Origin of the sequence: Leptospira mayottensis 200901116, assembly GCF_000306675.2 — a bacterium.
GTDB lineage: Bacteria > Spirochaetota > Leptospiria > Leptospirales > Leptospiraceae > Leptospira > Leptospira mayottensis.
Map to the genome: position 1 here is coordinate 1812501 of NZ_CP024871.1, position 25000 is coordinate 1837500.

Sequence of the window (25000 nt, forward strand, 5' to 3'; positions counted from 1 at the left end):
AAGAATCCTGCATTTTAGAAGAAGACATTACTTTCTTAGAAAATCAAATCGATCGAATGCAGGAGAAGTTAGAACCTCTAAAAAAGTTTATTCTCCCTGGCGGGACCAAAGCCTCTGCGTTTCTACATATTTCCAGAACTGTAGCGAGAAAATTGGAAAGAGACATGGTGAAATTCAAGGAGGAGGGGCTTGAGATTTTTCCCCCTCCCATGGTGTTTATGAATCGTCTTTCGGATTTCTTTTTCGTTGCCGCTCGTTTTGCGAATTTAGAAGAGAATATTCAGGAACCTTTATGGACCTCCAGAGCCAAAATCTGAATTCACATCCGAAGGGGCTCCCCGTTTTATTTTTTACGGAAACTTGGGAAAGATTCAGCTTTTATGGAATGCGCGCCTTGCTCGTGTTGTTTCTCACCAAGGTTTTTCACTTTTCGGATCCGGATGCAAATCGAATCTATGGTATTTACACGGGACTCGTTTATTTAACTCCTCTCGCTGGCGGTTATTTAGCGGATCGGTATCTGGGTTTTAAGAAGTCCATTCTTCTGGGAACGACTCTCATGATGTTCGGACACCTAAGTCTTGCTTTTGAAACAAAACCGTTTTTCTTTTGCGGTTTGGCCTTACTCATCATTGGAGTTGGTTTTTTTAAACCGAATATCTCTACGGTCGTGGGAAGAATTTACGAAGAAGAAAATAAAGCCCACATGAAAGATTCCGGTTTTACAATCTTTTATATGGGAATTAATTTAGGTGGATTTTTAGGACCTTTGTTTTGCGGATATTTCAGCGAATCTTTCGGTTGGGGATATGGATTCGGAGTGGCCGCCTTTGGCGTGTTATTCGGGATTTTAATTTTCCTTTTGGGGCAAAAAAGATTTTCGGATCGTGTTTTTAAACCGGATAAAAAACGTATCGACGAAGGAAGCAGACATTTTCCTTTAACGAAAGAAGAAAAGCGAAGAGTCGTAATTATTCTGATCTTCACCGCGTTTGCGATCATTTTCTGGGCGGTATTCGAGCAAATCGGTTCTTCTATGAATCTTTTCATCGACCGTCATGTGGATCGAAACTGGTTCGGATATGATATTCCGACGCCTTTTTTTCAATCTTTAAATCCTCTTTTGATTTTGATTCTGGCTCCGCTTGTAGCTTTCTTTTGGACCGCCCTTTCCAAAAGGGGTTGGAAGCCGGATACTTCGATCCGGTTTGTATACGGTTTTTTTATTTTGGGTTTGGGCTTTTTGATTTTAACGTTAACTACTCTTGACTTTCGACTTGGACATAGAATTTCTGCGATCTGGCTTGTACTAACGGTCGTTTGTATCACCGTTGGAGAACTATTTACTTCTCCCGGAGGATTAGCACTCATTACTAAATTGGCTCCGAGTCATCTCGGAGGTTTTATGATGGGGGTTTGGTTTCTTTCTAGTTTTTTCGGCAATATTCTTGCTGGAGAATTGGCGGGCCTTATGAAAACGGACAGTTTCCCTGCGTTTTTCGGAATGTTTGCGGGATTTGCATTTGCGGGAGGGAGCGCTCTTTATCTCGTGCGAAAGAGATTTCGAGTTTGGATGCACGGCGTGGATTTCTAAAAGAACGAATTTTTGTATATTCTCAAATTTATATATTAGGAGATTATGATGTTTCGAATTCTGGTGATTTTTTGGGTACTTGTTTGGTTTTCTGTGTCCGTTTTTGCGGACCCGTTTTCCGATCTGCTCAAAGAGGATTTCGAAGCTGGGCAGACCCTTTTAATCCGAAATTCCGTTTTTCAGAAATTAGGCGGAAAATCCAAAGATCCGAAGGTGATCGAAATCACTAAAAACACAATCCCCTGGGCGATTATGGAAGGTTTGGCCCCCGACATGATTGCGGATCTGATTGTAAGTCAATATTACGTTTCCTTATCCGGAATGCGTTTTACGGAAACGGAAGATGCGATACCAATTTTATCCAAGCAGAAACTTTCGAACAAGGACTTCGTTTTAGTGTCCTTGTTTGTAAAAGAGACGGATAAGGCTGGAATTCGAGAAGAGATTCGAAATGTGTTTTTATCGACGGCTTTGAAATCCAGTTGGGACGGGTTTTCCATTTTGGCCGGGGGACGAGCTCTCATTGCAGGAAAGTATGTGGGAATTCCGGAAAACAGACTTGCATCCAGAGTATTGGGACTTTTTCCGAGTAAGGGGGCGGCTTCTCCTTTTGAGAAAACGGACTCTGCTTTTAGACAGGCAGTTTTTTTTAATCCGACAAACGATCGTTATACTCTTGCATCCGATCTTTTATCTCAGCTTAAGTCTTTACACGATGGTACTAAAAGTAAGTCCTTGGATTCCTGGACGGCAGCGATCTCAACGGCAAGAACCTTGGACGGCAGTTTGGATTCTGCTGGTGAAGTCGTAATCGGAGACAGACCGAAATTTGGATTTGAGGAAAATATTCCAGAACCTCCTTTGGTTCCAGAGCTGGAACCGGATGCTCCGATCCAGCCCGGTAAAACCGAATGGGGAATATTGAATTCTTCTAATTTACTTTCAGTAGTTAAGGAATGGTTAGGTACTCCTTATTATTGGGGAGGGACTTCTAAAAAAGGAGTAGATTGTTCTGGATTTACATTCAGTTCTTTGACGGACAAAAGAGTGGGAGTTCCTTTAAAAATAGTTCCTCGTCTCGGTAGAGAACAAGCTAAGTCGGGAAGCAGTGTTTCCCACGGCAATCTGAGAGCGGGCGATTTGATTTTTTTTTCGGCTTCTCCGAATCAAAGTAAGATTACTCATGTGGGACTTGTCATCAGTGAGAGGGAATTTGCGCACGCTTCTTCCACGAGAGGCGTTGTGATCGATAAGATTTCTATGAAATGGTGGTTAGACCGTTACGTGACATCGAGAAGATTGTTTCAAAAAGTTCAGTGACGATCTGTTGGGTTCAACGTTTGTAAATGGTAGAGTATTTATAATATTTGTGAAATGTAGGACCTCAAATCCGATGAGCTTCTGAATCAAAAAACGATTCTTATCTCTTCTACTTATTTTTTTGAAGTATTGAGTCGATCGATTATCGGATTTGAGTGGGCTACGGAATGGATTGAAGAATGTAATAACGTCCGTCGTGGATAATAAAAATACGTCCCCTATAAGATACACCTCCTTGAAATCTGAATTTTTCATTCTCTCAAATTTAGTTCTTCCACAATTTCCATCAAAATCTTCGTTTTTTCCATAGGATTCGGATCCACAAGGATTTCCTGTTTTTTAGAAAATTCGAAGTTGAGAATTGAGGCGATAAAGTCGATCGGGAAAGGATGAGTTACGAGTTCATTCATTCTAAGAATTAAGTCTTCTCCTGCACCCTCGGAAAGAAGAATTCTCTTCGTCAAAAACAAAAGTCTTTCGAAAGTCTTTTTAAAATTTTCGTCCTTTAGATATTCGAAGTCCGGTTCAATCTTTTCGATTTTCGCCACCCGGAAAGGTTCCACCGTTTCGTAGTCGATTAGTTTAGCGATTCCCTTTCCTTCCAGAAGAATATTGGATCTTCCATCGGGAAGAGGATCTCTTCGGATAATCTTTCCCCAACCGAATACGGTTTCGATTTCAGGATGCCTGGAAAGAGTTTTTGATTTTGTAGGAAGGATGGGAGCTATGGCCAATTCTTCGCTCGATTCCATACAATAGTCGAGCATCAATCTATATCTAGGTTCAAAAATATGGAGAGGTAAGTATGTCCCCGGGAACAAAATGATTTCCGGCAGTGGAAAGATTGGGACAGTAATGATTGACACAGGAAGGCTACTATAACTGCTTAGAAAGAAACCGTAAATCAAAATCCCAAGGATCGGTAGAATTTGTACTATTTGAATAGAGATCGTTTTCTAACCTCAACGGCTTGTCTTAAAGATTTAAAAATCATCGTGATCGGAGATTTCATTTTGGATGAGTATCTCATTGGAGAAGTGAATCGGATTTCTCCGGAAGCTCCCGTTCCAGTCATTTGGGTTCGTAAAGAAAAAATCACTTTAGGTGGGGCCGGAAACGTAGTGAAAAATTTATCGAGTTTAGGTGTAAAGTCTATCGTTCTTGGAAGAGTCGGAAAGGATGAAAAAGCGAATAGTCTTTCTAAACTTCTCATGGATGAGAATACGGATAAAAATCAAAATTTTCTGATCGAATCCGAGGGGATACCGACGATTTTAAAAACAAGAGTGATTGCGGGACACCAACAAGTTTGTCGAATCGATAAGGAAGAGTTAGAACCCATAAATCAAAAAGAAGAAGACAAACTGCTCAACGCATTCTTGGAAAGAATCGATTTCGCAGACGCGGTAATTCTTTCCGATTACGATAAAGGAACCTTAACACCAAGAATCATCCAGGAAGTGACCAAAATTTGTTTAGATAAAAAAAAGATCGTGGCAGTGGATCCTCAGGTGAGTCATTTTTTTCTTTACCAAGGAGTGAGCATACTTACTCCGAATCATCACGAAGCGGGTAAAGCGATCGGAAAAAAACTGGAAAACGATTCCGAAATCTTAAAAGCCGCACGGGAAATTTCCGAAAAACTTTCCTGTCTTTCTTTAATGATCACAAGAGGAGAAAAGGGAATGAGTTTATATCTCTCTTCTCAAAAAGAAATTTATCATATTCCAACCGCAGCGAGAGAAGTCTTCGATGTAACTGGAGCGGGGGATACGGTCATCAGTGCTTATACAGCCTATCATGCAGCGGGTCTTAACGAGCTGGATGCAAGTGTGGTAGCAAACGCTGCAGCGGGAGTTGTAATTGCAAAATTAGGAGCTGAAACTGTAACTCCCGAGGAATTGGATTTTTCTTTGCAATCTATGGGAAGTTTTCAAAAGTAAATATGGACTTGAAGATTCGTATCGTTCCTTGGGAAAACGTGACAATTTTTGCGAACCGAATTCGAGAGAATCAAAGCATTGTTTTCACTAACGGATGTTTTGATTTGCTCCACAGAGGTCACATTACGTATCTTTCCCAGGCTCGAGAACTCGGGGATTTTCTCTGGATAGGGCTTAATGCGGATTCTTCCGTAAAACGTCTGAAAGGAGAACAAAGACCAGTGGTCCCTGAAGACGATCGAGCGATTCTTCTTTCCAATCTAAGATTTGTGGACGCAGTCACCATTTTTTCCCAGGATACGCCGCTCGAACTGATTCGTTTGATCAAACCCTCGATTCACGTAAAAGGGGGTGATTATAAGGTGGAAGATTTGCCTGAAACGTCAATCGTTCGCGAATTCGGTGGAAAAGTTGAAATATTACCTTTCGTACCTGGAAAATCCACTTCGCTTCTGATCGAGAAAATCCTGAAACTCTAAAACGTATCATTCCATTTTTTTAGAGACAGAATTCTTAGAAATTCCGGTTTGAATTTCAAGAAACACTAAAAAACTCTGTTCTTAAAAGGCGGGAGCACAAGTTGTCGAGAACTAAGTTTATCTTTGTCACAGGAGGAGTGAGTTCCTCACTTGGAAAGGGGGTCACAGTTGCGGCTCTGGGTTGTTTATTGGAAAGTAGGGGATACACGGTCTCTCTCCAAAAAATGGACCCTTATATCAATATTGACCCGGGAACCATGAGTCCCTATCAACATGGAGAAGTTTATGTAACCACAGATGGAGCAGAAACCGATTTGGATCTTGGTTACTACGAGCGTTTTACTCATTCCAAACTGTCCCGCAAAAATTCCGTATCCACCGGTCAAATTTACAATACGGTCATTCAAAGAGAAAGGAAAGGGGATTACCTGGGTCGTACGGTTCAGGTAGTTCCTCATATCACGAACGAAATCCGAAACCGGATGTACATCGTTGCCAGAGAGGAGAATCCCGATTTTATCATCGTGGAGATCGGCGGGACCGTGGGCGACATCGAATCGATTCCGTTTTTAGAAGCGATTCGCCAGATACGTTACGAGCACGGAACTTCGAACGTGCTATTCGTCCATCTTACCCTGGTTCCAACTATTACCGCTGCTGGAGAAGCAAAGACAAAACCGACACAACATTCAGTCAAAGAATTGCTCGGGCTCGGAATTCAACCAGATATCCTAGTGTGTAGGGTTTCTCAGCCCATGACGAAGGAAATGAAAAACAAACTATCTCTTTTTTGCAACGTAAAAGAAGAGAACGTAATCTCTGCGAGTGATATATCCACATCTATCTACGAAATTCCTAAAATGTATAAGGAAGAAAAACTAGATGAAGTAGTTCTCAAAACGATGGGAATGGAACTTCGAGAATCTAATTTTTCCGAATGGGACAAGATGATAAGGAGACTACTCGCCACAAAACAAACCGTTCAAGTAGCGATTGTGGGCAAATACATTTCCTTACAAGACGCATATCGTTCCATTTATGAAAGCCTTTCCCATGGGGGAATTGCGTGCGATACCAAAGTAGAATTCGTCAAAATCGATCCTGAAAATTTAAATAAAGACAATGTCCAAAGTTCTTTGAAGAATGTTCACGGGGTTTTAGTGCCGGGTGGCTTTGGAGATCGTGGAATCGAGGGAAAAATTCTCGCGATCGAGTATGCAAGAACGAATGGAATTCCCTTTTTCGGAATCTGTCTCGGAATGCAATGTGCCGTCGTGGAATATGGAAGAAACGTTTTGAAACTCAAAGACGCCAATTCGACTGAAATCAGGCCGGATACCGAATATCCGGTGATCTCGCTTTTGGAAGAACAAAACGATATCGAACAGATGGGCGCAACGATGAGGTTAGGTTCTTATCCTTGTAAAATTAAAAAGGATACTCTTTCGTATTCCGAATACAAATCGATACTCGTTCACGAACGTCATAGACATAGATTCGAATTTACCAACCGCTATAGAAAACAATACGAAGAAAATGGGATGGTGATTTCGGGTACTTCTCCGGATGACAGTCTTGTAGAGATCGTGGAAATTCCGGAACACAATTGGTTTGTAGGGGTTCAGTTTCATCCCGAATTTCAATCCAGACCTACGAAACCTCATCCCTTATTTGCTGGATTTATCCGTGCGGCCGTGAAATACTCGAAGAAAGGATCATCATGAGAGACAATACCTGTACTAAAAGAGATTTTCTAAACGGAAGTAAGATCGGAGGGGACGAACCTTTCTTTCTGATCGCCGGTCCTTGCGTGATGGAGAATCGGGATTTATTGGATCGAGTCTGTGCGGAGATGATCGAAATCTGCGAAGAATTAAAAATTTCTTATGTTTTCAAAAGTAGTTTCGATAAGGCAAATCGTTCTTCTGTAAACTCTTATCGTGGACCTGGACTTGCGGAAGGTATTCAAAATTTAGAATATATTAAAAACAAATACAACGTTCCTGTTCTTACAGATATTCATGAAACGCATCAGATTGCTCCTTTAAAAGACGTGATCGATATCTATCAGATTCCCGCTTTTTTGTGCAGACAAACCGATCTTATAGCCGAGTCGGCTAAAACCGGAAGATGGGTGAACGTAAAAAAAGGGCAATTCCTCGCTCCTTCTGATACGAGGCATATTGCGGTAAAGATGAAGGAATCTGGGAACGACAAGGTGCTTGTAACCGAAAGAGGCACTTCTTTTGGTTACGGTAACTTGATCTTCGACGCAAGAGCGATTCCGATCATTCACGGATTCGACATTCCTCTCATATTCGATGCGACTCATTCCGCACAACTTCCTGGAGCGGCTGGAAATAGCACGGGTGGGCAAAGGGAATTTATTCCGAGTATTCTTCGCTCTGCGGTTTCTCTTGGAATCGAAGGAATTTTTATGGAAGTACATCCCGATCCTCAAAAGGCTCTTTCGGATGCGACGACTCAGTATCCTCTCTCTCAAATCAAAAATCTTTTAAAAGAAATGATCGGTTTAGATCGTTACGTCAAAAAAGAGATTCTCGTTTCCAGAAGCGAGTCGTAATCGGACTCGTTATGAAGAACAGAATCAACAATCGGATTTTTTCTCTTCCGGTTGTGTGCGTCTTTTTCATACTAACATTTTCCTATTGTAAAAAGGTAAATTACGAAAGGGTTGAAAAGGAAAAAGAGAGTGGCTCTTCGATTTCGATTCGGAACTTTAAAAGAGAAGCTTATGATGCAAGCGGTCAGCTTCAGTGGGAGTTAAGAGCGGAAGAATCCTATGTCTATGTAAATGAGAATAAAACAATATTCTACAATATCGATTTCGATCAGTATGAAGGTGGAAAGTTTAAATCCAAACTTTTAGCCGAAAAAGGCGAAATCAATCATAAGACAAGATTGATGCTCTTAGAAGGTAAAATTTTTCTAAGAACCGAAGATAATAAGACCCTCATTGCCAAGGTGATGGAATACAACATGGATACGAAAAAGTTGGTGTCCGATTCGGAAGTAACCGTAAGCGCGGATGGAACCACGATCCGTGGAATCGGACTCAGAGCGGATAAGGATCTAAATAAGTTCACGATCTTAAAACCGAGTGCAATTACACAGGGAGGTACCAATCCGTTGAAAGCGGCTGGGGGGCTATGATTCGTAAACTTCTTGTTCTCCTATCTATTTGTATTACATTTTTTCCATATTATGGAAATGTAAAGCCTCCGCTTCTGGTGGGGAGCGAAACCGCAGACAGGAAATTCGTGAATGTTCCTCCGGAAAATCCGGAAAAAAAAGATGCAACTTCGAATTTCCCAACTTTTTGGGGTGGATCTTCTCTGACCCAAGAGGACAAGACCGTTTCCGGTTTGAAAGTTACGGTCTTTATCTTGGATGGAGGTGCTTGGATTCAACACAAAAAGGTGAGACTTTCTGCAAACCAAATAGAGATTTACGGTAAGGACGCATTCAAAGGATTTTTACGAGGTGGGGTGGTCGTTCAAGACGGTGACAATGGTGTGACTCTTCGCGCGGGGACGGGGGAATACGATAAGCTTGAAGAAAAGGTTACTATTAAAAATCGTCCCAGACTTTTCCACACGGATAAAAGTGGAGTTAGAACCGTTATTTCTGCAACATTCATCGAAAGAAATCTTGCTAATAAGACGACTCTCTTGAAGGAAAACGTAATTATCGCTCATCCACAAATTACCATTCTTTGTAAGCAAGCATTATTTGAAGAAGACTCAGATAAAATTACGACAGATCCGGACCCAATTCTCATTGCAAAAGATCGTTATCTCACTGGAAAACAACTCACGTTTTATACGAATATCAATAAAGTGGAGTTAGCTGGAGAAAGTATTCTCTTTCAGAATTATACAGAGAAAGAAGTCGTGGAGAATAAAGGTAAAAAAGATCCTCCAGATACGGAGGAAAAAATCAAAAAAGAAATTACAAAAGTTGCAATCTTTAAAGGAGATCAGCTTGTGAGCGACAAGGATGAAAGTGGAGAGACAAGAGTTGGTCTGTACGGAAACGCGACCATCTATCGCGGTAATTTGAAAATGAACGCAGAAAAGTTAATCAGTTATGGGAAAAATTCTTCTAAGATAGAAGCCAGAAATCAAATTACAGTTCATGATCGAGAAAACGGATTGATCCTCTCCGGGAATGTCCTTGACTACTTTGAAAACGACCAGTACATTCATTTGACCGATTCCGGAAAAATTGATTTTTTAGACAAAAAAACGGAAGAGGTCACGAGTACGATGACTGCGATCGAGTTTGAACGGTTTATGGATAAGAATGAAACCGTAATCCGGGGAAATGTTTTAATAGAGGGAAAGGATTCTTTCGCAACGGGAGAATACGCCACATATTTTGAAAAAGAGGAAAAAGTATTTCTTGAGGGAAATCCGATTCTAAGAAAAAACGGCAGAGACATTCATGCAGGAAGGATAATATTCTTTCCGAGAGAAGGCCGAGCCCTTTTGACCGACGGAATCGACCCTGGAAAGTGATCTGAGTATATGAGCAAAACCTTTCGAATGGATAACCTTATCAAGGTCTACAACAAAAGAAAGGTCGTAGACGGAGCCAGCTTCAATATCAAAAAAGGGGAAGTTGTCGGACTATTAGGTCCGAACGGAGCCGGTAAGACGACCTCTTTTTATATGTCAGTGGGCTTCGTAAGACCGGATTCCGGTAAAGTTTACATAGACGGACAAGACGTGACTGAATCTCCGATGCATATCCGCGCGAGACTCGGAGTCGGCTATCTCGCACAGGAAGCCTCTATTTTTCGCAAGTTGACCGTTGCGGAAAATCTGGAAGCGATTTTGGAAACGATGAATCTTTCCAGGACCGAGATTATAAAGCGAAGAGATGAACTTTTGATCGAACTTCAGATTATGAGAGTCGCCAATCAAAAAGGTTATACTCTTTCGGGCGGGGAAAGAAGACGTTGTGAGATTGCAAGAGCGCTTGTTACAAATCCGGATTTCATTCTTTTGGACGAACCGTTTGCCGGTGTGGATCCGATTGCGGTAAAAGATATTCAGACTGTAATCGGGTCTTTGAAAGAAAGAGGACTTGGAATTCTCATTACGGATCATAATGTCCGCGAAACTTTAAAGATTACGGATCGTGCATATATCATGTATAGTGGAAGAATTTTAATTTCCGGTTCCACTCACGATCTTGTAAACGATCCGGAGACTAGAAGAATCTATTTGGGCGAGGATTTTACACTGTGAATCTTAGTCAGTCACTGGTTCAAAAACAAACTCAAAAATTGGTGATGACCCAAGACCTAAGACAGTCCATAGAACTTTTACCTTTATCCACTTTGGAACTTTCAGATCGAATCAGTTCTGAACTTGTGGAAAATCCGATGCTTGAGGAAGAATACGCTTCGGAAAGAAATAGAACCCCCGATCTGTATAGCAGAGACGATCTAAAGAGAAAAGAGAAGAACGACTTCCTTAAAAATTCGGACGTGACCTGGCAGGATCATTTTTCCTTGGACAAAGCAGGTAGTGCTGGCTCGGATGCTTCTGATCGAAATCAGAAGTATATTGAGTCTTCTCCTGAAAGAAATTCTTTGTCGGAGCACCTTCTTTGGCAACTCAGGCTTTCCAGTTTAAAGCCGGAAGAAATTTCCATCGGAGAAATGTTAATTTCCATGCTTGACGATCACGGATTTATCACGATTCCGATTTCGGATCTTTGTAAGGAAATGAAGCTGAATGAAAAAAAAGTACGTAAAATTTTGGATCAGATTCAGAGATTGGATCCGATCGGAATCGGAACTAAAAATGTCCAGGAAACCCTTCTTATTCAGGCACAGATCGTAAAACCGGAAGATCAAAAGCTTCATACTCTAATTCGAGATCATATCAAGGATCTAGAAAAACTGGATTATAAGTCGATTTCCAAAAAGATGGAAGTTTCTCTAGAAACCGTGGAGTCCCTTGCGTCCGAAATCAAAAAATTGGAACCCTATCCCGCGACCCTTTACACTTCAAACAAACCGGATTATGTAATTCCTGACGTGATTGTGAGGGAAGTGGAGGGAGAATTCGATATATACATCAACGATGAATGGATACCCCGCCTTAAAATCAATAAAGAATATAAGAATATTCTAAAAAATGCAAAGGAATCAGATAGAGAATACATCACGTCTAAACTCGGTTCAGCGGAATGGCTTATCCGTTCTGTAAATCAAAGAAGGCAAACCTTATTTAAGGTCACTTCCGCAATTATAGAAATGCAAACCGAGTTTTTTCAAAAAGGGATTCAGTATATAAAACCTCTGACTCTCAAGGACATCGCCGAAAAGTTGGAAATGCACGAGTCTACTATTTCCAGGATCACTTCCAACAAATACGTTCAAACTTCCAGAGGAATCATGGAATTAAAGTGGTTTTTTTCCTCCGGAGTTCGTTCTTCCGAAGGCGGAATTGAGTCTTCTAAAAAAATTCACGATCTCATTCGAAATCTCGTTAAAGAGGAACAATCTGATCATCCTTTGTCCGATCAGGAAATCGTGGAAGCGATCGGGAAACAAGGAATCGAAATCGCAAGAAGAACAGTTGCCAAGTACAGAAAGATATTAAAAATTCTTCCTTCCAGCCAAAGAAAAAAAGTCAAATCTCTGGAGTCCAGATAATCCATGTCAATGCCCGGAATTAACGTTTCCAATCTTCTCAATGAACACGAAGAGTTAGGTTTACGTTTGCTCGCGGGGGAAAAAGGACTTACCAATCGGATCAATATGTCCGAGATCAATCGGCCCGGACTTTCTCTTACCGGATTTTACGAAAGTTTTGCGCATGATCGGATCCAGATTTTTGGAAAGGGAGAGTGGGCCTACATCACTTCCAGAATTCCGGAAGATTTAAAAAACATAGCCGCGGATTTTTTCAGCTTTCATCTCAATTGTATCATCTTCACACACGGAAACATGCCTCCTCCCATTTTTATGGAAAACTGCGAAAAACTCGGAATTCCTTTGATGATCTCCGACGTTTCCACTCATAAATTCATCACTCTTATCTCCGGGATCTTAGATCGAAGTCTCGCGCCGAGAACCATGAGACACGGAGTTTTGATCGAAGTTTTCGGGATTGGAATTCTTCTTTCTGGAAAAAGCGGAGTAGGGAAAAGCGAAACCGCTCTTGAACTTATAGAAAGGGGACATCGGCTTGTTGCGGACGATATGGTTGAGATCAGAAGACTTTCGGAAAGTTATCTCATTGGAACCTGTTCTGATCTTCTGAGACATCATATGGAAATTCGTGGATTAGGGATTTTGAATATTAAAGATATCTTCGGGATCGGTTCCGTAAGGGATCATAAACTTATAGAACTTATTATCCGTTTGGAGGAATGGGCCGAAGACAAGGATTTCGACAGAACGGGACTTGAAAATCCCACAGAAGAACTTTTGGGCGTTCAGATTCCTCTCATTCGAGTTCCGGTCAGGCCGGGAAGAAATATTCCGATCATTGTAGAAACCGCCGCCATGAACCAACGTCTACGTAAACTGGGTAAAAATGCGGCGCAAGAATTTAATCAAAAGCTAAGTAATTATTTACAGCAGGGTAAAGTTGAAAGAAATCCTCCTGAAAATTAATGAAAACGGCACTGGAATGCATGCAAGACCAGCGTCCGTATTTGTAAATTGCGCGTCCAAATTTCCTTGTGAAATCACAGTCGTCAAAGACGAGGTCGTCGTGAACGGAAAAAGTATTATGGGACTCATGATGCTCGCTCTTGCGCCCGGAAATGAATTTAAAATTCAAGTCGAGGGCGAAAAGGAAGACGAAGCCTTGGAGGCTCTGAGTAATATCGTAAACAACGATTTCGTTTAACAAACTTAAATCCATGAACGATGAAACCAGATATTATCTAAGGGATTTACTCGTCTTAGGTTTGAACATTTTGATTTCCGTGGTTCTCGCCGAAACGTTTCAATTTTCAGATCAAAACGCCATATCGGACGATATAGGGTTTTTGGACAGAATTGTGGTTTATATCTTCTTTTTTATTCCGCTTTTTTCTCTTTCGCTTCTTATCTCTTATTTTTATAGGAACAAACGTAATTTAGAGACGGGAAGACTCAAAAGTTCCATTAGATATCGTCTAACGTTATCGTTTATTTTTGTCGCGCTTCTTTCTTTGTTGCCGATCTTATTTCTCTCCTCCAATGTCACCGGAAAACTCTACGAAAGGTTCTACGGAATCGATATAGAAGAAGCGCTTTTGTCCGGTGAAACTTTGATTTTAAACGAAGAAAAACCCAAAAAAAAATTGCTCGTTGAAAAAACGCGCCTTTTGGAAAGTTTTCTGAGAATACAACCTCTCAATTTGGAATCCTTAGTTGCAGGAGCTTCTAAACTCAATCTGATTCAAAGTGACGAGTTCTACGTAGGTATTTATGAAAATGAAAAACCGATTTTAGAAAATCGTGCTTTGAAATATAAACCCTTGGAAAAAAATTTCAAGTCCTTCTCGAAAAATTCGAGTTGGAGGGAATTTTCAAGTTATCGCCCGGATTATTGTATGTATTTCATCCGAGTTTCGTTTCCCACCGGAAATTACAACCTTCAAACAGGAATTAGAATTCATAAAGAAAAGGAAAGAAACGTATACTCCGTGATTTCTACGAGAAGGAATTACGATCGCGCAGATCTAACCAAGGAGAAACTTCCATATCGAATTCGTCTAACGTTCAGTATTATCACAGTTTCTATTTTTCTACTTGCGATTTATTTTTCTCTTCTTTTCGCGAGAAAAATTTCCAGACCGATTATAGAGCTGGCAAATGCGACTCAAAAAATTTCCATGGGAGATACGGATATTAATCTCGAAATCCGAGAAGCTGGAGAGATTGGTGCTCTCATCGACTCTTTTAATCAGATGGTGAAAGATCTGAAATCAAAAGACGAGGAGCTTATGCAAAGTCAAAGAATTGCAGCATGGAAAGAAGTCGCGCAGAGAATGGCGCACGAAATCAAGAATCCTTTGACTCCAATTCAACTTTCCGCGGAGAGAATTCGTAGAAAAATGAAATCGGAAAATAAGGAACAATTTCACGAAATCGTTTCAACTGGCACCGATACGATCATCAAACAAGTTCGCGTATTAGAGCATCTCGTAAACGAATTCTCCGATTTTGCCCGTATGCCTACTCCGAAACTAATCAATCAGAATCTGGAACCGATCATTCTTGAAGCTGTAAAACTTTTTGAACATACTCCGCAAATCAAAATCACAACGAATATTTCAAAGGGGTTTCCTCAATTATTTTTGGATCAAAAAATAATTCTGAGGGTTCTCACCAACCTTATTAAAAATTCCATGGAAGCCATCGAAAGGAAACGGGAGAAAGAGGAATTATCCGATTATATGGGTTTGATTTTGATTTCCGCTTCGACTACAAGAAAGATCATGAGAAGAGTTGCAGTAATTTCAATCGAAGATAATGGAATCGGAATTTCTGCGGAATTGAAACAAAAAGTTTTTGAACCGTATTATTCGACCAAAAATAGCAATACTTCCGGAATCGGTTTAGCGATCGTTCAAAAAAGTGTGATTGACCACAATGGTCATATTTCTGTAGATTCTTCTCGTATGGGCGGGTGTCGTTTTCAAATCGAACTTCCCGTATCGTAACTGATCATGAAAATTTTTATCGTCGACGACGAACCCGAAATTAGAAAATCCCTCAAGGAAATCTTAGAAGACGAAAATTTCGAAGTGGAAACGTTTTCCACAGGCAAAACCTTACTCAAACAGCTTAAAAATGAAAGGCCTTCTTTAATTCTTTTGGATGTCTGGTTAGGCAAGGAAGATGGAATTGTCATTTTAGACGAATGTAAAAAACTTTATCCGACTCTTCCTATACTTATGATTTCCGGACATGGAACGATCGAAATTGCAGTCTCGGCCACCAAGAAAGGGGCCGTTGATTTTTTGGAAAAACCCCTCTCCATTGAAAAGGTTCTTCAGGCGATTGAGAATGTAATCAAACCGGAGGAAAAATATTCCTCTATTAAATTAGAATATGATGAAATTCTGGGAAGCTCTCCTGCGATTCAAAAAGTAAAGTTTGCGATTGCTCAGGCCGCTTCTACAAACGCTCGAGTTTTTATATACGGAGAGAACGGAACTGGAAAGGAACTCGTTGCGAGAACTATATTCAAAAATTCTAAACGAAAGGATTTACCTTTTGTCGAAATGAACTGTGCCGCGATTCCAGAAGAACTAATAGAGTCCGAATTGTTCGGATTTACGAAAGGGGCTTTTACGGGAGCGACTGATTCCAGGATCGGAAAATTCGAAGCTGCCAACGGAGGGACTCTGTTTCTCGACGAAATTTGCGACATGTCCTTGTCGACGCAGGCAAAGGTTTTACGGATTCTCCAGGAACAAAGATTTGAGAAACTGGGAAGTACGGAGACGATCACGGTGGACGTTAGAATTATCGCTGCGACTAACATTCCGGTGGAAGAAGCAATTCGGGAAGGAAAGTTTAGAGAAGACTTATATTATCGATTGAATGTGATTCCGATTACGATTCCACCTCTTCGGGAAAGAACTTCCGATATCCCTTTATTGGTAGATTATTACATTTCTAAAACCTTGGAAGAAAACAACCTACCTCCGAAAAAAATCGAATCCGAGGCTATTTCCATCCTTCAAAATCATTTTTGGCCGGGAAATATTCGAGAATTAAAAAACGTTATGGAAAGGCTTTGTATCATGACAGTGGGGTCTATAATTGCCGCAAATGACGCGAGAGATGCACTGAAAGGTTTCAAAACGGCAAATGAGATGGTGGAGTTAGGGGATTTTCGAAAGGCTAAGGAAGAATTCGAAAGACAGTATATTATAAAGACGTTACAGACTAACGAAGGCAACGTGACTAGAACCTCCCGAGTTCTCGGAATAGAACGTTCTCATTTATACAGAAAGATGAAGTCGCTTAACATTTCTTCGGATCAGTACACGGATGGATAAGAAAATTATCTCCGAACTCGGAAGAATTCTGGGGGATCTCCGTTTTTTGATTCAAAAAAAGCAGGTTCCGATCCTACAATTTTCGGGAGAACAACCTCCGGAAACTACGGAGCTTATTTGGAAAGAGGATACCTGGCTTCCTTCTTCTCAATCTCACGATCTTGAATTGGAAGCGACCGGAATTCAAGTTCGAAGAGCCGCCAGAACAGTGGAGAGAAACTTCGTTTGTAAACTTTGTTCCGAACGGATCAGTGCGGTTCGTAATTTTATAATCAAAGGACGGAAACCTATATTAGTACTTCATTATACTGGAGAAATCGTCCCAGGGAAACCTGCATTTTCCAAAACCTCTCCGGATCAGATTTTTAGGACTAAAGAAGCCGAAGAACTTTTCGGGAGAATGATTCAGAAACAATTCGGATTCAGCTATAGAGAATTCTATTATCAAGAATATCCGGCTTGTATTTTCGCTCATTCCAAATCGAATGCAGGAGACTGGAAAATCAGAACGGAAAAATGCGAAGTTCAAGTCAAAGAAACGATCGATTCCGAAAAAATCAAAGGGATTATTCTTTTGGGAACAAGTGCTATTGCTGTTTATGGAAAGGAAAAAGCCCTTGAAATGATGGGAAGAACGTTAGACTTTCTTCCCGGAGTGCCGATGATTGTTCTTAGATCTCCCGAAGCCATTGTGGCAATCGAAACCAAACGTAAAAATTTTAGGGGAGCTAAAGATTCTTTTGAATTCGAGACGATCAAAAAAGAGGAGATCTCAGTTAAGGAAAGTATTCTTTCCCAACTATCACTTTTTCAAAACAAACTCAAGGATATACTTTGATCTATTACGCCGAAGTTGCGTTTGATCTTCCGGTCGAAGAAGATACTTTTACCTACGAAGTTCCGCCGAATACCCAAGTAGGGGTCCGCGTTTTAGCAAAACTTAGAAACAGAGAAGAAGAAGGAATTATCATATCGATTCATCAAAACGAACCGAATTATAAGGTTTTACCGGTGGATAAAATTATAGATAAAACTCCGATTGTCCTTAGAGAACAAATCGACCTTGCATATTGGATGAAGGATCAATACATCGCTTCTCTTGGAGAGTGTATCTACAAGATGATTCCCGCGGGAAGAAGACAGGTTAAACTTGAAGCGTTTCCATCGGATTCGGAAGGCAAACCTGTAAAGTTAAACGAAGAACAAGAAGTCGCTTATCAAAATATCCTTTCCACCTTCGGTCGAACTGCGGTTCATCTTCTATTCGGGATAACAGGTTCCGGTAAAACCGAAATTTATATACACCTCATTCAAAAGGCCCTTGAAACTCCGAATCGTTCCGTAATTCTACTCGTGCCTGAAATCAGTTTAACGTTTCATATTATTCGAAAGTTGGAGCTTATCTTCCCGGGACATCTGGCTGTGCTTCATTCCGCACTTAAGATCTCCGAGAAGTTCAAGGCATACAACGAACTTTTAAGCGGTAAAAAAAGAGTCGCGGTCGGAACGAGAAGCGCAGTCTTTGCTCCGGTTTCAAACCTGGGTCTTGTCATCATCGACGAGGATCATGATTCTTCCTTTAAGGAACATTCGAGTCCCCGTTATCACGCGCGCCAAGTGGCGATGCAGAGATGCAAAACCAACAATGCCGTTCTCGTCATGGGCACCGCCACGCCTTCGTTGGAAATTTATCATTTAGCGAAAGAAGGGAAGATTCATCTTCATACCCTTACGAAAAGACCGGAAGGAGTCGTCCCTCCCACGGTGCGTATCGTGGAAAATCAAAAAGAGTCTAACGTTATTAGCTCCGATCTTTCCTTTGAGATCAAACGAAGACTGGATAAAAAAGAACAGGTAATTCTTCTCTTGAACAGAAGGGGGTATAGTCCTTTAATCCACTCTGCTTCAACTTCTTCCTACGTTCCTTGTCCGAATTGTACAACAAATCTTTGTTATCATAAAAAAGGGACTGCGATCTGTCACCTTTGCGGCCATACCGAAAATCTAGATTCCTTAGAAAAAAGGATGGGAGAGCGATTTACTCTGAAAGGAACCGGAACCCAAAAATTGGAAGAGAATCTTTTAAAAGCGTTTCCCCAAGCGAAAGTGGAACGTTTGGATCAGGATTCTATCCAAGACCGGAGTTTGTTAAACGAAGTGATTTCCCGATTGCTTGAAGGAAAAATCGACATTCTTACCGGGACGCAGATGATTGCAAAAGGACTCGACGCTTCGCAAGTGACTCTGGTAGGGGTTTTAAACGCCGGAATCGGCCTTGGGCTTCCGGACTTTAGGGCCAACGAAAGGGTTTTTTCCCTTTTGACTCAGGTCGCTGGAAGGGCGGGGCGTTCTAAACTTAAGGGAGAAGTGATGATTGAAACTAACGTTCCCAATCACCCTGTGATTCGGATGGCGACAAGTCAAAATTACATTCAATTTTATGAATCTGAAATACCGGTAAGAAAAGAACTTTTTTATCCTCCGTTTTCTAGGCTTGTTCGTATCGTTTCCAGATCCAAAGACGAACGTATTTCCCTGGAAACGATCGAACTCGTATTCGGGGTTCTCAAAAAATTTTTTCCTTCTAAAGATACGGTTTTGCTCGGCCACGCGCCTTGTCCTTTTTATAGAATCGATTCCAACTTCAGGAACCATATCATTCTCAAAACTACTTCTCCGAGCGATTGGAGGGAAATTTTAAAAAAAGAAGTTCGTCCTCTGAAACTTTCAAAAAAAGTGCATTTAGAAATCGACTTCGATCCTTTGGATTTGGTGTAACATGAAACTTGGATACTTTGGAACTCCGGAACATTCCGCAAAACTTTTACAGGCGTTGATCGATTCCAAACTTGCTGAAGTATTGTTTGTCGTCACCAATCCAGATCGTCCTAAGGGAAGGAGTAAAATTCCTGAAGCCGGCCCGGTAAAAAAAACCGCGCTCAAGCACCATATTCCAGTATTTCAATACGAATCGATCAAAAAGGAAAAAGAAAAAGCGATCGCTGATTTCGGTTCCTTTCCCGCAGATCTTTATGTGGTCTTTGCCTACGGTTCCATTCTTCCCAAAGAGGTGTACGAGCACCCTCCTTTGTTTTCTATTAACTTACACGGATCTTTGTTGCCGGACCTACGTGGAGCTTCTCCCGTTCAAACTGCACTTTGGAAAGGTTACAGCACATCCGGGATTACGATTCAATACATCGGGGAAAAAATGGACGAGGGAGATATTCTTTTGTCTCAGGAAATCGGCATTGTCCCAGAAGATAATACGGGAACCTTGATGGATAAAATCACAGACGCAGGGATCGAATCGATTCTTCAGTTATTGAAGACCTACGAAGGAAAGCCGTTTCCTGCTATTCCTCAAGATCACACTAAAGCAACGTATTGCGGAAAAATCAAATCGGAAGATAGAATTTTAGATTGGTCCTTGAAAGCGGAAGAACTGCACAATCGAATCCGAGCCTTATATCCGGATGCAATCGCAACAACTCTGTTTCGCGAAAAAAGAATAGGCATTTTGAAAACAAGACTTTCTTCCTTGCCTGTCGAATCGAATCCGGAGCCAGGCAAATTGAAACGGTTGGACAAAAAAGGCCTTCTTACGCAGTGTGGTGATGGTAGATTTCTGGAAATTCTGGAATTACAACCGGAAAATAAAAACAGGATGTCTGCATCCGATTTTCTCAACGGTTTCAGAATCCAGGAAGGGGAAACATTCGGGTGAATCAGGAACAAATCAAAGAAAAGTATCTTCCGATCGGAGGTTACATCTTATTCTTAGCGGTCGGTCTCCTTTTATTTTTTAGCGCGGCTTTTCTAATCGTATTTATAAGAACTAAAAATACAGCCAAGATAATCGTTCCGGATTTGATTGGAAAATCCTATCCTGAAGTTCACAACGAATTAGGCCGTCTTCAATTGAAAGTGCGTCTGGAAAACAAACGTTATCCGGATAAGACAGACGGAATCATTCTTTATCAATCCATTCGTCCTGGAAGAGAAATCGAAGCAGGAAGCAAGATCGTTCTAACCGTAAACACGGGACTTGATCGTTTGATCGTTCCTGATGTAAGAGGTCAGTCCATTGATTCTGCAAAAGCGAATCTTCAGAAAGTTCTTTCAGGAGAAACATATGTCGAAATGCAAATCGGGGGAATCACTTACATCGAACCACAAGCAGATCAACTTCCGAATACGATCATTGATCAAATTCCGGAACCGGGGAAGAATACTTCCGCAAGAGAAAAAGTGTTCTTACTTGTAACCAAGGCTCCGTCCAAAACTAAAGAGGAATTTTCTCCTGTTTCTTTCCAAGGTACTTCCTTTCCGCTCGTTCAAAAGAGTTTAATTCGTTCGGGAATCAAAAGTAGAGTGGAAGAAATCGTAAATACCCGGGTTCGCTCGGAAAACGGACTTGTTCAATCGGCAAGATTAGAAGGGGACGAGGTTCGTTTTAAAGTTTATTACTTCGAACCCGAACTTGCAATTGAAAGTGGTTACGAAATGTTCTCTTACGAAGTCGGAGATGACGGAGACTACAAAGCAGTTATCAAGGCTCCCAATCAGGAAGAGCCAGATGTGTTGACTCTTCCGATCGCTCTTAAAGACGGCGAAAAATTTCAAACCGTATTTTATCGGAAGGGAAACATAAAACTAACTCTTCTGGATGCGTCTGATGCAAAAGTAAAATCCAAATCCTACGAGAACGAGCTTTGAAAATTTCCGCATCCATTTTAGCGACAAAGCTGACTGAGCTAGGAGAAACCGTTCCTCACTACGATCCGAATGCGATTGATCTGATGCATATGGACGTGATGGACGGAAACTTTGTTCCTCAGATCAGTTTTGGAGAAGCACTCAGCAAAGAAGTGAAGGCCCTCACATCCATTCCGTTGGACGTACATCTGATGGTTTCCAAACCGGAAAATCACGTTTCTAAATATTATGAACTGAATCCCTATTGCATCACATTTCACATTGAAACCACCGACTTTCCAGTGCGACTTGCTCAAGAAATTAAAAGTCACGGAACAAAAGTGGGAGTTTCACTAAATCCGGGGACTTCCGTTTCCACTCTAGAAAACGTCCTTCCTTATGTGGATCTGATTCTTTTGATGACGGTCGAACCAGGTTTTTACGGACAAAAGTTCATCGCAAATGGAATGGAAAAAATCCGGAAAGCGAAAGAGTTAATCCATATCAGACCGATCGAACTTGAGGTGGACGGGGGAGTCAACGATACAAATATCCAGGAGTTAAAGAGAAATGGAGTGGATATCGTAGTCGTCGGAGCTGGACTTTATAAGACAGGAAAACCCATGGATAATGCGAGAAATCTAAAGTCCTTAGCAAAGGGGTAAAAAATGATTGGTGAGAAGTACCGATTCATTCGATCGAAAATTCTATAATCATAGAAGAAATCTTTTAAAAATCATATCTTTGTTTACGTCTTTTGCGTTTTCATTCTGGGTTATATTTGAATTCGTTTCATCTTGATTCTTTTAGGATGTTTTCTTGACAGAGGGACATATTGTCCAATATTGGTAAAAATTATGCATTCTTTTTTCGGATGTCAATGATTCGAAACAATAGAATGGCTTAAAAGGAAAACATCCCTTGGTAAAGCTTAGATTACAAAGAACTGGAACTAAACACGATCCTCATTATAGAATTGTTGCAGCTGACAGCAGAGCACCTAGAGACGGAAAATTTGCAGATATCGTAGGTCATTACCACCCGGCTCAAATTAAAGAACAAACTACCTTCCATAAGGAAAAAATCCTTACTTGGCTGAAAAATGGGGCTCAACCGACCGGAACCGTTCTGAACTTATTTAAGAACGCAGGAATCTGGGCGGAATATAAAACCGCTCTTAAAAAGTAATGGAAGAATTACTGAAGTACATTGTTGCTTCTCTCGTTGAATTTCCGGAAGAAATTGTAATTCGAGAGATCGAAGGAGAAGAACAAAATATCATCGAACTCCGAGTTTCCCCGAAGGATGTGGGGAAAGTCATTGGTAAAAACGGTCGTATTGCAAAATCCCTGCGCGCGATTCTTACTGCGGCTTCTGTAAAAGCAGGAAAAAACTTCTCCCTAGAGATCATTGACTGAAGGGTGGATTTCCATCGGTCAATTGGGCAAACCCTTTGGAATCAAAGGATGGCTTCGTTTCAACGTTCGGGAATCCATTCTCACGAAGCTCAAACTTCCAGTTCGATTAAAACTTGGTAAACCAGATCCCAATTTCCCCGAAAAAGAAATTACTCTCTTAGAAATCCGTCCACATAGCGGAAAGTTTGTTGTTCGTTTTGAAGGAGTCGTCACTCCCGAAGAAGCAGAAAAGTGGGTTGGAGGAATTCTTTTTCTGCCTCAAAACCTTCTTCCGAAAATCAAAACTAAGGACGAATTTTATGTCAGAGATCTTGTAGGTTTACAAGCGATCGATGAATCTGGAAAGAGCCTAAATTGGAAACTGACAGATATACAAGATAATCCGGCACACCCAATTCTTGTCTTTTCAAAACCAGAAGGGGAAGAAATTCTCATCCCCTTTTTACACGTTTTTGTGGGAGAACTTAATCTGGAAAAAAAGACGATCGTATTGATACAACCGGAGCTTTGGAATGAAGTTTAATTTCATCACACTTTTTCCCGAAAAGATTCAATCTTATTTTTCGGAAGGGCTCCAACAAAAGGCGATTGAATCCGGAGTATTTTCTATAAACACAGTCCATCTAAGAGATTTTTCTGGGAACAAACACAATCGAGTGGATGATACGATTTACGGAGGGGGACCGGGGATGCTTCTTCGGGTGGAACCGATTCACAAGGCGCTTTTATCTTTGGGAGAGAATAAGGGAATTGTTATTTTAACTTCTCCATCGGGAATTCCGTTTCATCAAGGCATCGCTAACAAATTGAAAGAAATCGGAAAATCTTTAACATTTATTTCCGGTTATTACGAAGGGGTAGATCACCGTGTTGCAGAACATCTAGTTGACATGGAAATGTCCCTTGGAAATTATGTATTATCTGCCGGGGATTTAGCCAGTATTTGTATAGCAGATGCCGTGTCCAGGCTTTTGCCTGGCTTTTTAGGGGCAGGGGAAAGCCTTCTGGATGAGTCTCATAATCATCCGGACGTTTTGGAATACCCGCAGTTCACAAAACCCTCGGAATACAATGGATGGAAAGTTCCTGAAGTGTTGCTTAGTGGCAATCACGCTTCGATTTTAGCGTGGAGGGAACAAAATAGAAAAAAGATCAATCCCGATCAAGAGAGGAAATTATGAATCAACTTTTAAGAAAAGTATTAACTTCGGACGCTGAAAGAAAACAAAATTTCGCGGTAGGAGATACTGTTAAAGTACATTATAAAATTATTGAGTCCGGAAAGGAAAGAGTTCAAGTTTATGAAGGTGTCGTAATTTCCATCGCAAATGAAGCAAACGGAAGAACTTTCACCGTTCGTAGAGTTTCTTATGATATCGGAGTAGAAAGAATTTTTCCTTTGTTTTCTCCAAGAATCGCCAAGATAGAACTTGTTCGTAAAGGGAAAGTAAGAAGAGCAAAACTCTATTACTTGAGAAACTTATCCGGAAAAGCAGCTCGTATCAAAGAACTCAAGGGTAGTAAAGCCCTTGTAAGTGAAGACAGAAGGAGACAACAAGAGACTGCTGCAAAATCAAAAGCAGAATAAGCCGGTTTGCCGGAGTCGTTTTTCACTCATTTCGAACCGGAAGAATACCGGTTTTATTCAGAATCGATTCCTTGTGGAATCGACGAAGCCGGAAGAGGTCCTTATGCGGGGCCTCTTTCTGTTGCATTGGTTTCTTTTTCTCAAAATACGCTTAACCAGATTTTGGAAGGTAAACTTCTTAAAGGATTGACGGATTCTAAAAAACTTTCCGAGAGAAAGAGAGAAGCATTATATCCGGAAATTCTAAAAACCGCACAAATTTCGTACCGAACCTTCTTAAGCCCGAATTACATCGACCGGGAAGGGATCAATCGAGCCGTACTAGAAGGAATTCGAAAATGCGCTAAAATGGCGATTCGAGCTGTTTCATCCACTCTTCCGCTGCAACTTTTAATCGATGGAAATTACAACTTCAATCGTTATCCAGAATGGAATTATTTCAAAAATCGTTCCTCTTTTTATACCAAAGGAGATCTTAGAATCGTGAGTATCGCGGCCGCCTCTATTTTAGCAAAAGTCGGTCGGGATCGCTATATGACTTCCATTTCCAAAAAATATCCCAATTATCGATTCGATCAGCATAAGGGATACGGAACAAAACTGCACGAAGAACTGATTCTTAAGTACGGTCTTTCCGATATTCATAGGAGAAGTTTTACCGGAAAGTTTCTACGGTAATAAGCTCAGGTCTAATTATTAGGCAGAGTGACCGAAATATTTGGGAAGTTTCGGATTTGTAAGATATGATACCTTTCGAGATCGAATTCTTATGAAACTTTCTGCGGATTTTCTCAGGGGAAATTTACGACTTCTTTTAGGAAGGGAATCCGAGTTTCAAGGTTCGAATCTTCTCGGTTTAACTTTAAATCGAAATATCAAAGGCTTAGTATTGGACATTTTTCCAGGAGGGG

General features: G+C 40.9%; 28 protein-coding genes (2 of these 28 only partly in view). 27 read left to right on the forward strand and 1 reads right to left on the reverse strand.

Translation table 11 applies throughout. The annotated features are described in order from the left end of the window. The 3 genes in view from LEP1GSC190_RS08105 to LEP1GSC190_RS08115 are tightly spaced (at most 48 nt apart) and all read left to right on the forward strand, a layout consistent with a single transcriptional unit that may run on beyond the window. Positions 1-317, forward strand: partial view of a cob(I)yrinic acid a,c-diamide adenosyltransferase gene (locus tag LEP1GSC190_RS08105; RefSeq protein ID WP_002760977.1) — the 3' portion only. The gene continues 235 nt to the left of window position 1, outside the view; only the last 317 of its 552 coding nucleotides appear in the window; the start codon falls outside the window, past its left edge; its stop codon occupies positions 315-317. After that, positions 293-1594 (forward strand): peptide MFS transporter, encoded by a 1302-nt coding sequence (locus tag LEP1GSC190_RS08110; RefSeq protein ID WP_004280825.1) that lies wholly within the window; start codon positions 293-295, stop codon positions 1592-1594. The genes LEP1GSC190_RS08105 and LEP1GSC190_RS08110 overlap by 25 nt, the downstream gene beginning before the upstream one ends. A 48-nt stretch (positions 1595-1642) precedes the next feature. Beyond that, the gene (locus tag LEP1GSC190_RS08115; RefSeq protein ID WP_002761121.1) at positions 1643-2914 is read left to right on the forward strand and encodes a C40 family peptidase; all 1272 of its coding nucleotides are present in this window, start codon (positions 1643-1645) and stop codon (positions 2912-2914) included. A gap of 251 nt (positions 2915-3165) precedes the next feature. Here the strand turns inward: LEP1GSC190_RS08115 and LEP1GSC190_RS08120 are convergent, their stop codons facing one another. Further along, positions 3166-3735 carry an LON peptidase substrate-binding domain-containing protein gene (locus LEP1GSC190_RS08120; RefSeq protein ID WP_237578350.1) on the reverse strand — a complete coding sequence of 190 codons (570 nt, stop codon included), beginning with the start codon at positions 3733-3735 and terminating at the stop codon, positions 3166-3168. A gap of 108 nt (positions 3736-3843) precedes the next feature. On the opposite strand from LEP1GSC190_RS08120, the gene rfaE1 reads away from it, so the two are divergent. The 24 genes from rfaE1 to LEP1GSC190_RS08240 form a co-directional block, all read left to right on the forward strand. Beyond that, positions 3844-4857, forward strand: a complete 1014-nt coding sequence (gene rfaE1 / locus LEP1GSC190_RS08125) for a D-glycero-beta-D-manno-heptose-7-phosphate kinase (protein ID WP_004280277.1) — start codon at positions 3844-3846, stop codon at positions 4855-4857. A gap of 2 nt (positions 4858-4859) precedes the next feature. After that, positions 4860-5336 (forward strand): D-glycero-beta-D-manno-heptose 1-phosphate adenylyltransferase, encoded by a 477-nt coding sequence (gene rfaE2 / locus LEP1GSC190_RS08130; RefSeq protein WP_002761045.1) that lies wholly within the window; start codon positions 4860-4862, stop codon positions 5334-5336. 101 nt (positions 5337-5437) lie between these two features. Continuing rightward, entirely contained in the window at positions 5438-7060 is a 1623-nt protein-coding gene (locus LEP1GSC190_RS08135) for a CTP synthase (RefSeq protein ID WP_002760985.1), read from the forward strand. After that, complete coding sequence (gene kdsA / locus LEP1GSC190_RS08140; protein WP_002761004.1) at positions 7057-7920, forward strand: 3-deoxy-8-phosphooctulonate synthase; 864 nt, start codon at positions 7057-7059, stop codon at positions 7918-7920. The genes LEP1GSC190_RS08135 and kdsA overlap by 4 nt, the downstream gene beginning before the upstream one ends. Before the next feature lie 11 nt (positions 7921-7931). Continuing rightward, complete coding sequence (gene lptC / locus LEP1GSC190_RS08145; RefSeq protein ID WP_002761008.1) at positions 7932-8510, forward strand: LPS export ABC transporter periplasmic protein LptC; 579 nt, start codon at positions 7932-7934, stop codon at positions 8508-8510. Beyond that, entirely contained in the window at positions 8507-9877 is a 1371-nt protein-coding gene (locus tag LEP1GSC190_RS08150; protein ID WP_002761171.1) for an LptA/OstA family protein, read from the forward strand. The genes lptC and LEP1GSC190_RS08150 overlap by 4 nt, the downstream gene beginning before the upstream one ends. Positions 9878-9886: 9 nt before the next feature. Beyond that, positions 9887-10612, forward strand: a complete 726-nt coding sequence (lptB, locus tag LEP1GSC190_RS08155; protein ID WP_002761175.1) for an LPS export ABC transporter ATP-binding protein — start codon at positions 9887-9889, stop codon at positions 10610-10612. Beyond that, the gene (gene rpoN, locus LEP1GSC190_RS08160) at positions 10609-12030 is read left to right on the forward strand and encodes an RNA polymerase factor sigma-54 (protein WP_002761146.1); all 1422 of its coding nucleotides are present in this window, start codon (positions 10609-10611) and stop codon (positions 12028-12030) included. Before lptB ends, rpoN begins: the two co-directional genes overlap by 4 nt. A 3-nt stretch (positions 12031-12033) precedes the next feature. Next, complete coding sequence (hprK, locus tag LEP1GSC190_RS08165) at positions 12034-12996, forward strand: HPr(Ser) kinase/phosphatase (RefSeq protein WP_002760971.1); 963 nt, start codon at positions 12034-12036, stop codon at positions 12994-12996. Next, positions 12971-13234, forward strand: a complete 264-nt coding sequence (locus tag LEP1GSC190_RS08170; RefSeq protein ID WP_010579011.1) for an HPr family phosphocarrier protein — start codon at positions 12971-12973, stop codon at positions 13232-13234. The genes hprK and LEP1GSC190_RS08170 overlap by 26 nt, the downstream gene beginning before the upstream one ends. Positions 13235-13247: 13 nt before the next feature. Beyond that, a complete protein-coding gene (locus LEP1GSC190_RS08175; RefSeq protein WP_004280674.1) occupies positions 13248-15038 on the forward strand; it encodes an LIC_11548 family sensor histidine kinase in 1791 nt (596 codons plus the stop codon). A 6-nt stretch (positions 15039-15044) separates the two neighbouring features. Further along, complete coding sequence (locus LEP1GSC190_RS08180) at positions 15045-16385, forward strand: sigma-54-dependent transcriptional regulator (RefSeq protein ID WP_002761142.1); 1341 nt, start codon at positions 15045-15047, stop codon at positions 16383-16385. Further along, complete coding sequence (locus LEP1GSC190_RS08185) at positions 16378-17223, forward strand: hypothetical protein (protein ID WP_004280896.1); 846 nt, start codon at positions 16378-16380, stop codon at positions 17221-17223. Before LEP1GSC190_RS08180 ends, LEP1GSC190_RS08185 begins: the two co-directional genes overlap by 8 nt. After that, positions 17220-19163, forward strand: coding sequence for a replication restart helicase PriA (gene priA, locus LEP1GSC190_RS08190; RefSeq protein WP_004280042.1), 1944 nt, complete (start codon positions 17220-17222; stop codon positions 19161-19163). The genes LEP1GSC190_RS08185 and priA overlap by 4 nt, the downstream gene beginning before the upstream one ends. A gap of 1 nt (position 19164) precedes the next feature. Further along, positions 19165-20112, forward strand: coding sequence for a methionyl-tRNA formyltransferase (gene fmt, locus LEP1GSC190_RS08195; protein ID WP_002761036.1), 948 nt, complete (start codon positions 19165-19167; stop codon positions 20110-20112). Next, positions 20109-21104, forward strand: a complete 996-nt coding sequence (locus tag LEP1GSC190_RS08200) for a PASTA domain-containing protein (RefSeq protein WP_002761075.1) — start codon at positions 20109-20111, stop codon at positions 21102-21104. The genes fmt and LEP1GSC190_RS08200 overlap by 4 nt, the downstream gene beginning before the upstream one ends. Next, positions 21101-21748 (forward strand): ribulose-phosphate 3-epimerase, encoded by a 648-nt coding sequence (gene rpe, locus LEP1GSC190_RS08205; protein WP_002761090.1) that lies wholly within the window; start codon positions 21101-21103, stop codon positions 21746-21748. Before LEP1GSC190_RS08200 ends, rpe begins: the two co-directional genes overlap by 4 nt. A gap of 256 nt (positions 21749-22004) precedes the next feature. After that, positions 22005-22271: a 30S ribosomal protein S16 gene (gene rpsP, locus LEP1GSC190_RS08210; protein ID WP_002761096.1), complete on the forward strand. Its 267-nt coding sequence runs from the start codon at positions 22005-22007 to the stop codon at positions 22269-22271. Next, positions 22271-22501: a KH domain-containing protein gene (locus LEP1GSC190_RS08215; protein ID WP_000391865.1), complete on the forward strand. Its 231-nt coding sequence runs from the start codon at positions 22271-22273 to the stop codon at positions 22499-22501. Before rpsP ends, LEP1GSC190_RS08215 begins: the two co-directional genes overlap by 1 nt. Next, positions 22494-23024: a ribosome maturation factor RimM gene (rimM, locus tag LEP1GSC190_RS08220; protein WP_036047950.1), complete on the forward strand. Its 531-nt coding sequence runs from the start codon at positions 22494-22496 to the stop codon at positions 23022-23024. The genes LEP1GSC190_RS08215 and rimM overlap by 8 nt, the downstream gene beginning before the upstream one ends. After that, complete coding sequence (gene trmD / locus LEP1GSC190_RS08225) at positions 23014-23682, forward strand: tRNA (guanosine(37)-N1)-methyltransferase TrmD (RefSeq protein WP_004280339.1); 669 nt, start codon at positions 23014-23016, stop codon at positions 23680-23682. The genes rimM and trmD overlap by 11 nt, the downstream gene beginning before the upstream one ends. Next, entirely contained in the window at positions 23679-24089 is a 411-nt protein-coding gene (rplS, locus tag LEP1GSC190_RS08230; RefSeq protein WP_002761126.1) for a 50S ribosomal protein L19, read from the forward strand. Before trmD ends, rplS begins: the two co-directional genes overlap by 4 nt. A 6-nt stretch (positions 24090-24095) precedes the next feature. Further along, positions 24096-24767, forward strand: a complete 672-nt coding sequence (locus LEP1GSC190_RS08235; RefSeq protein ID WP_002760982.1) for a ribonuclease HII — start codon at positions 24096-24098, stop codon at positions 24765-24767. A 91-nt stretch (positions 24768-24858) separates the two neighbouring features. Beyond that, positions 24859-25000: the 5' end (the start) of a hypothetical protein gene (locus tag LEP1GSC190_RS08240; RefSeq protein ID WP_036035115.1), read on the forward strand. It continues 608 nt past the right edge of the window; 142 of the gene's 750 nt are visible here — the first part of the coding sequence; its start codon is at positions 24859-24861; its stop codon lies beyond the right edge, outside the window.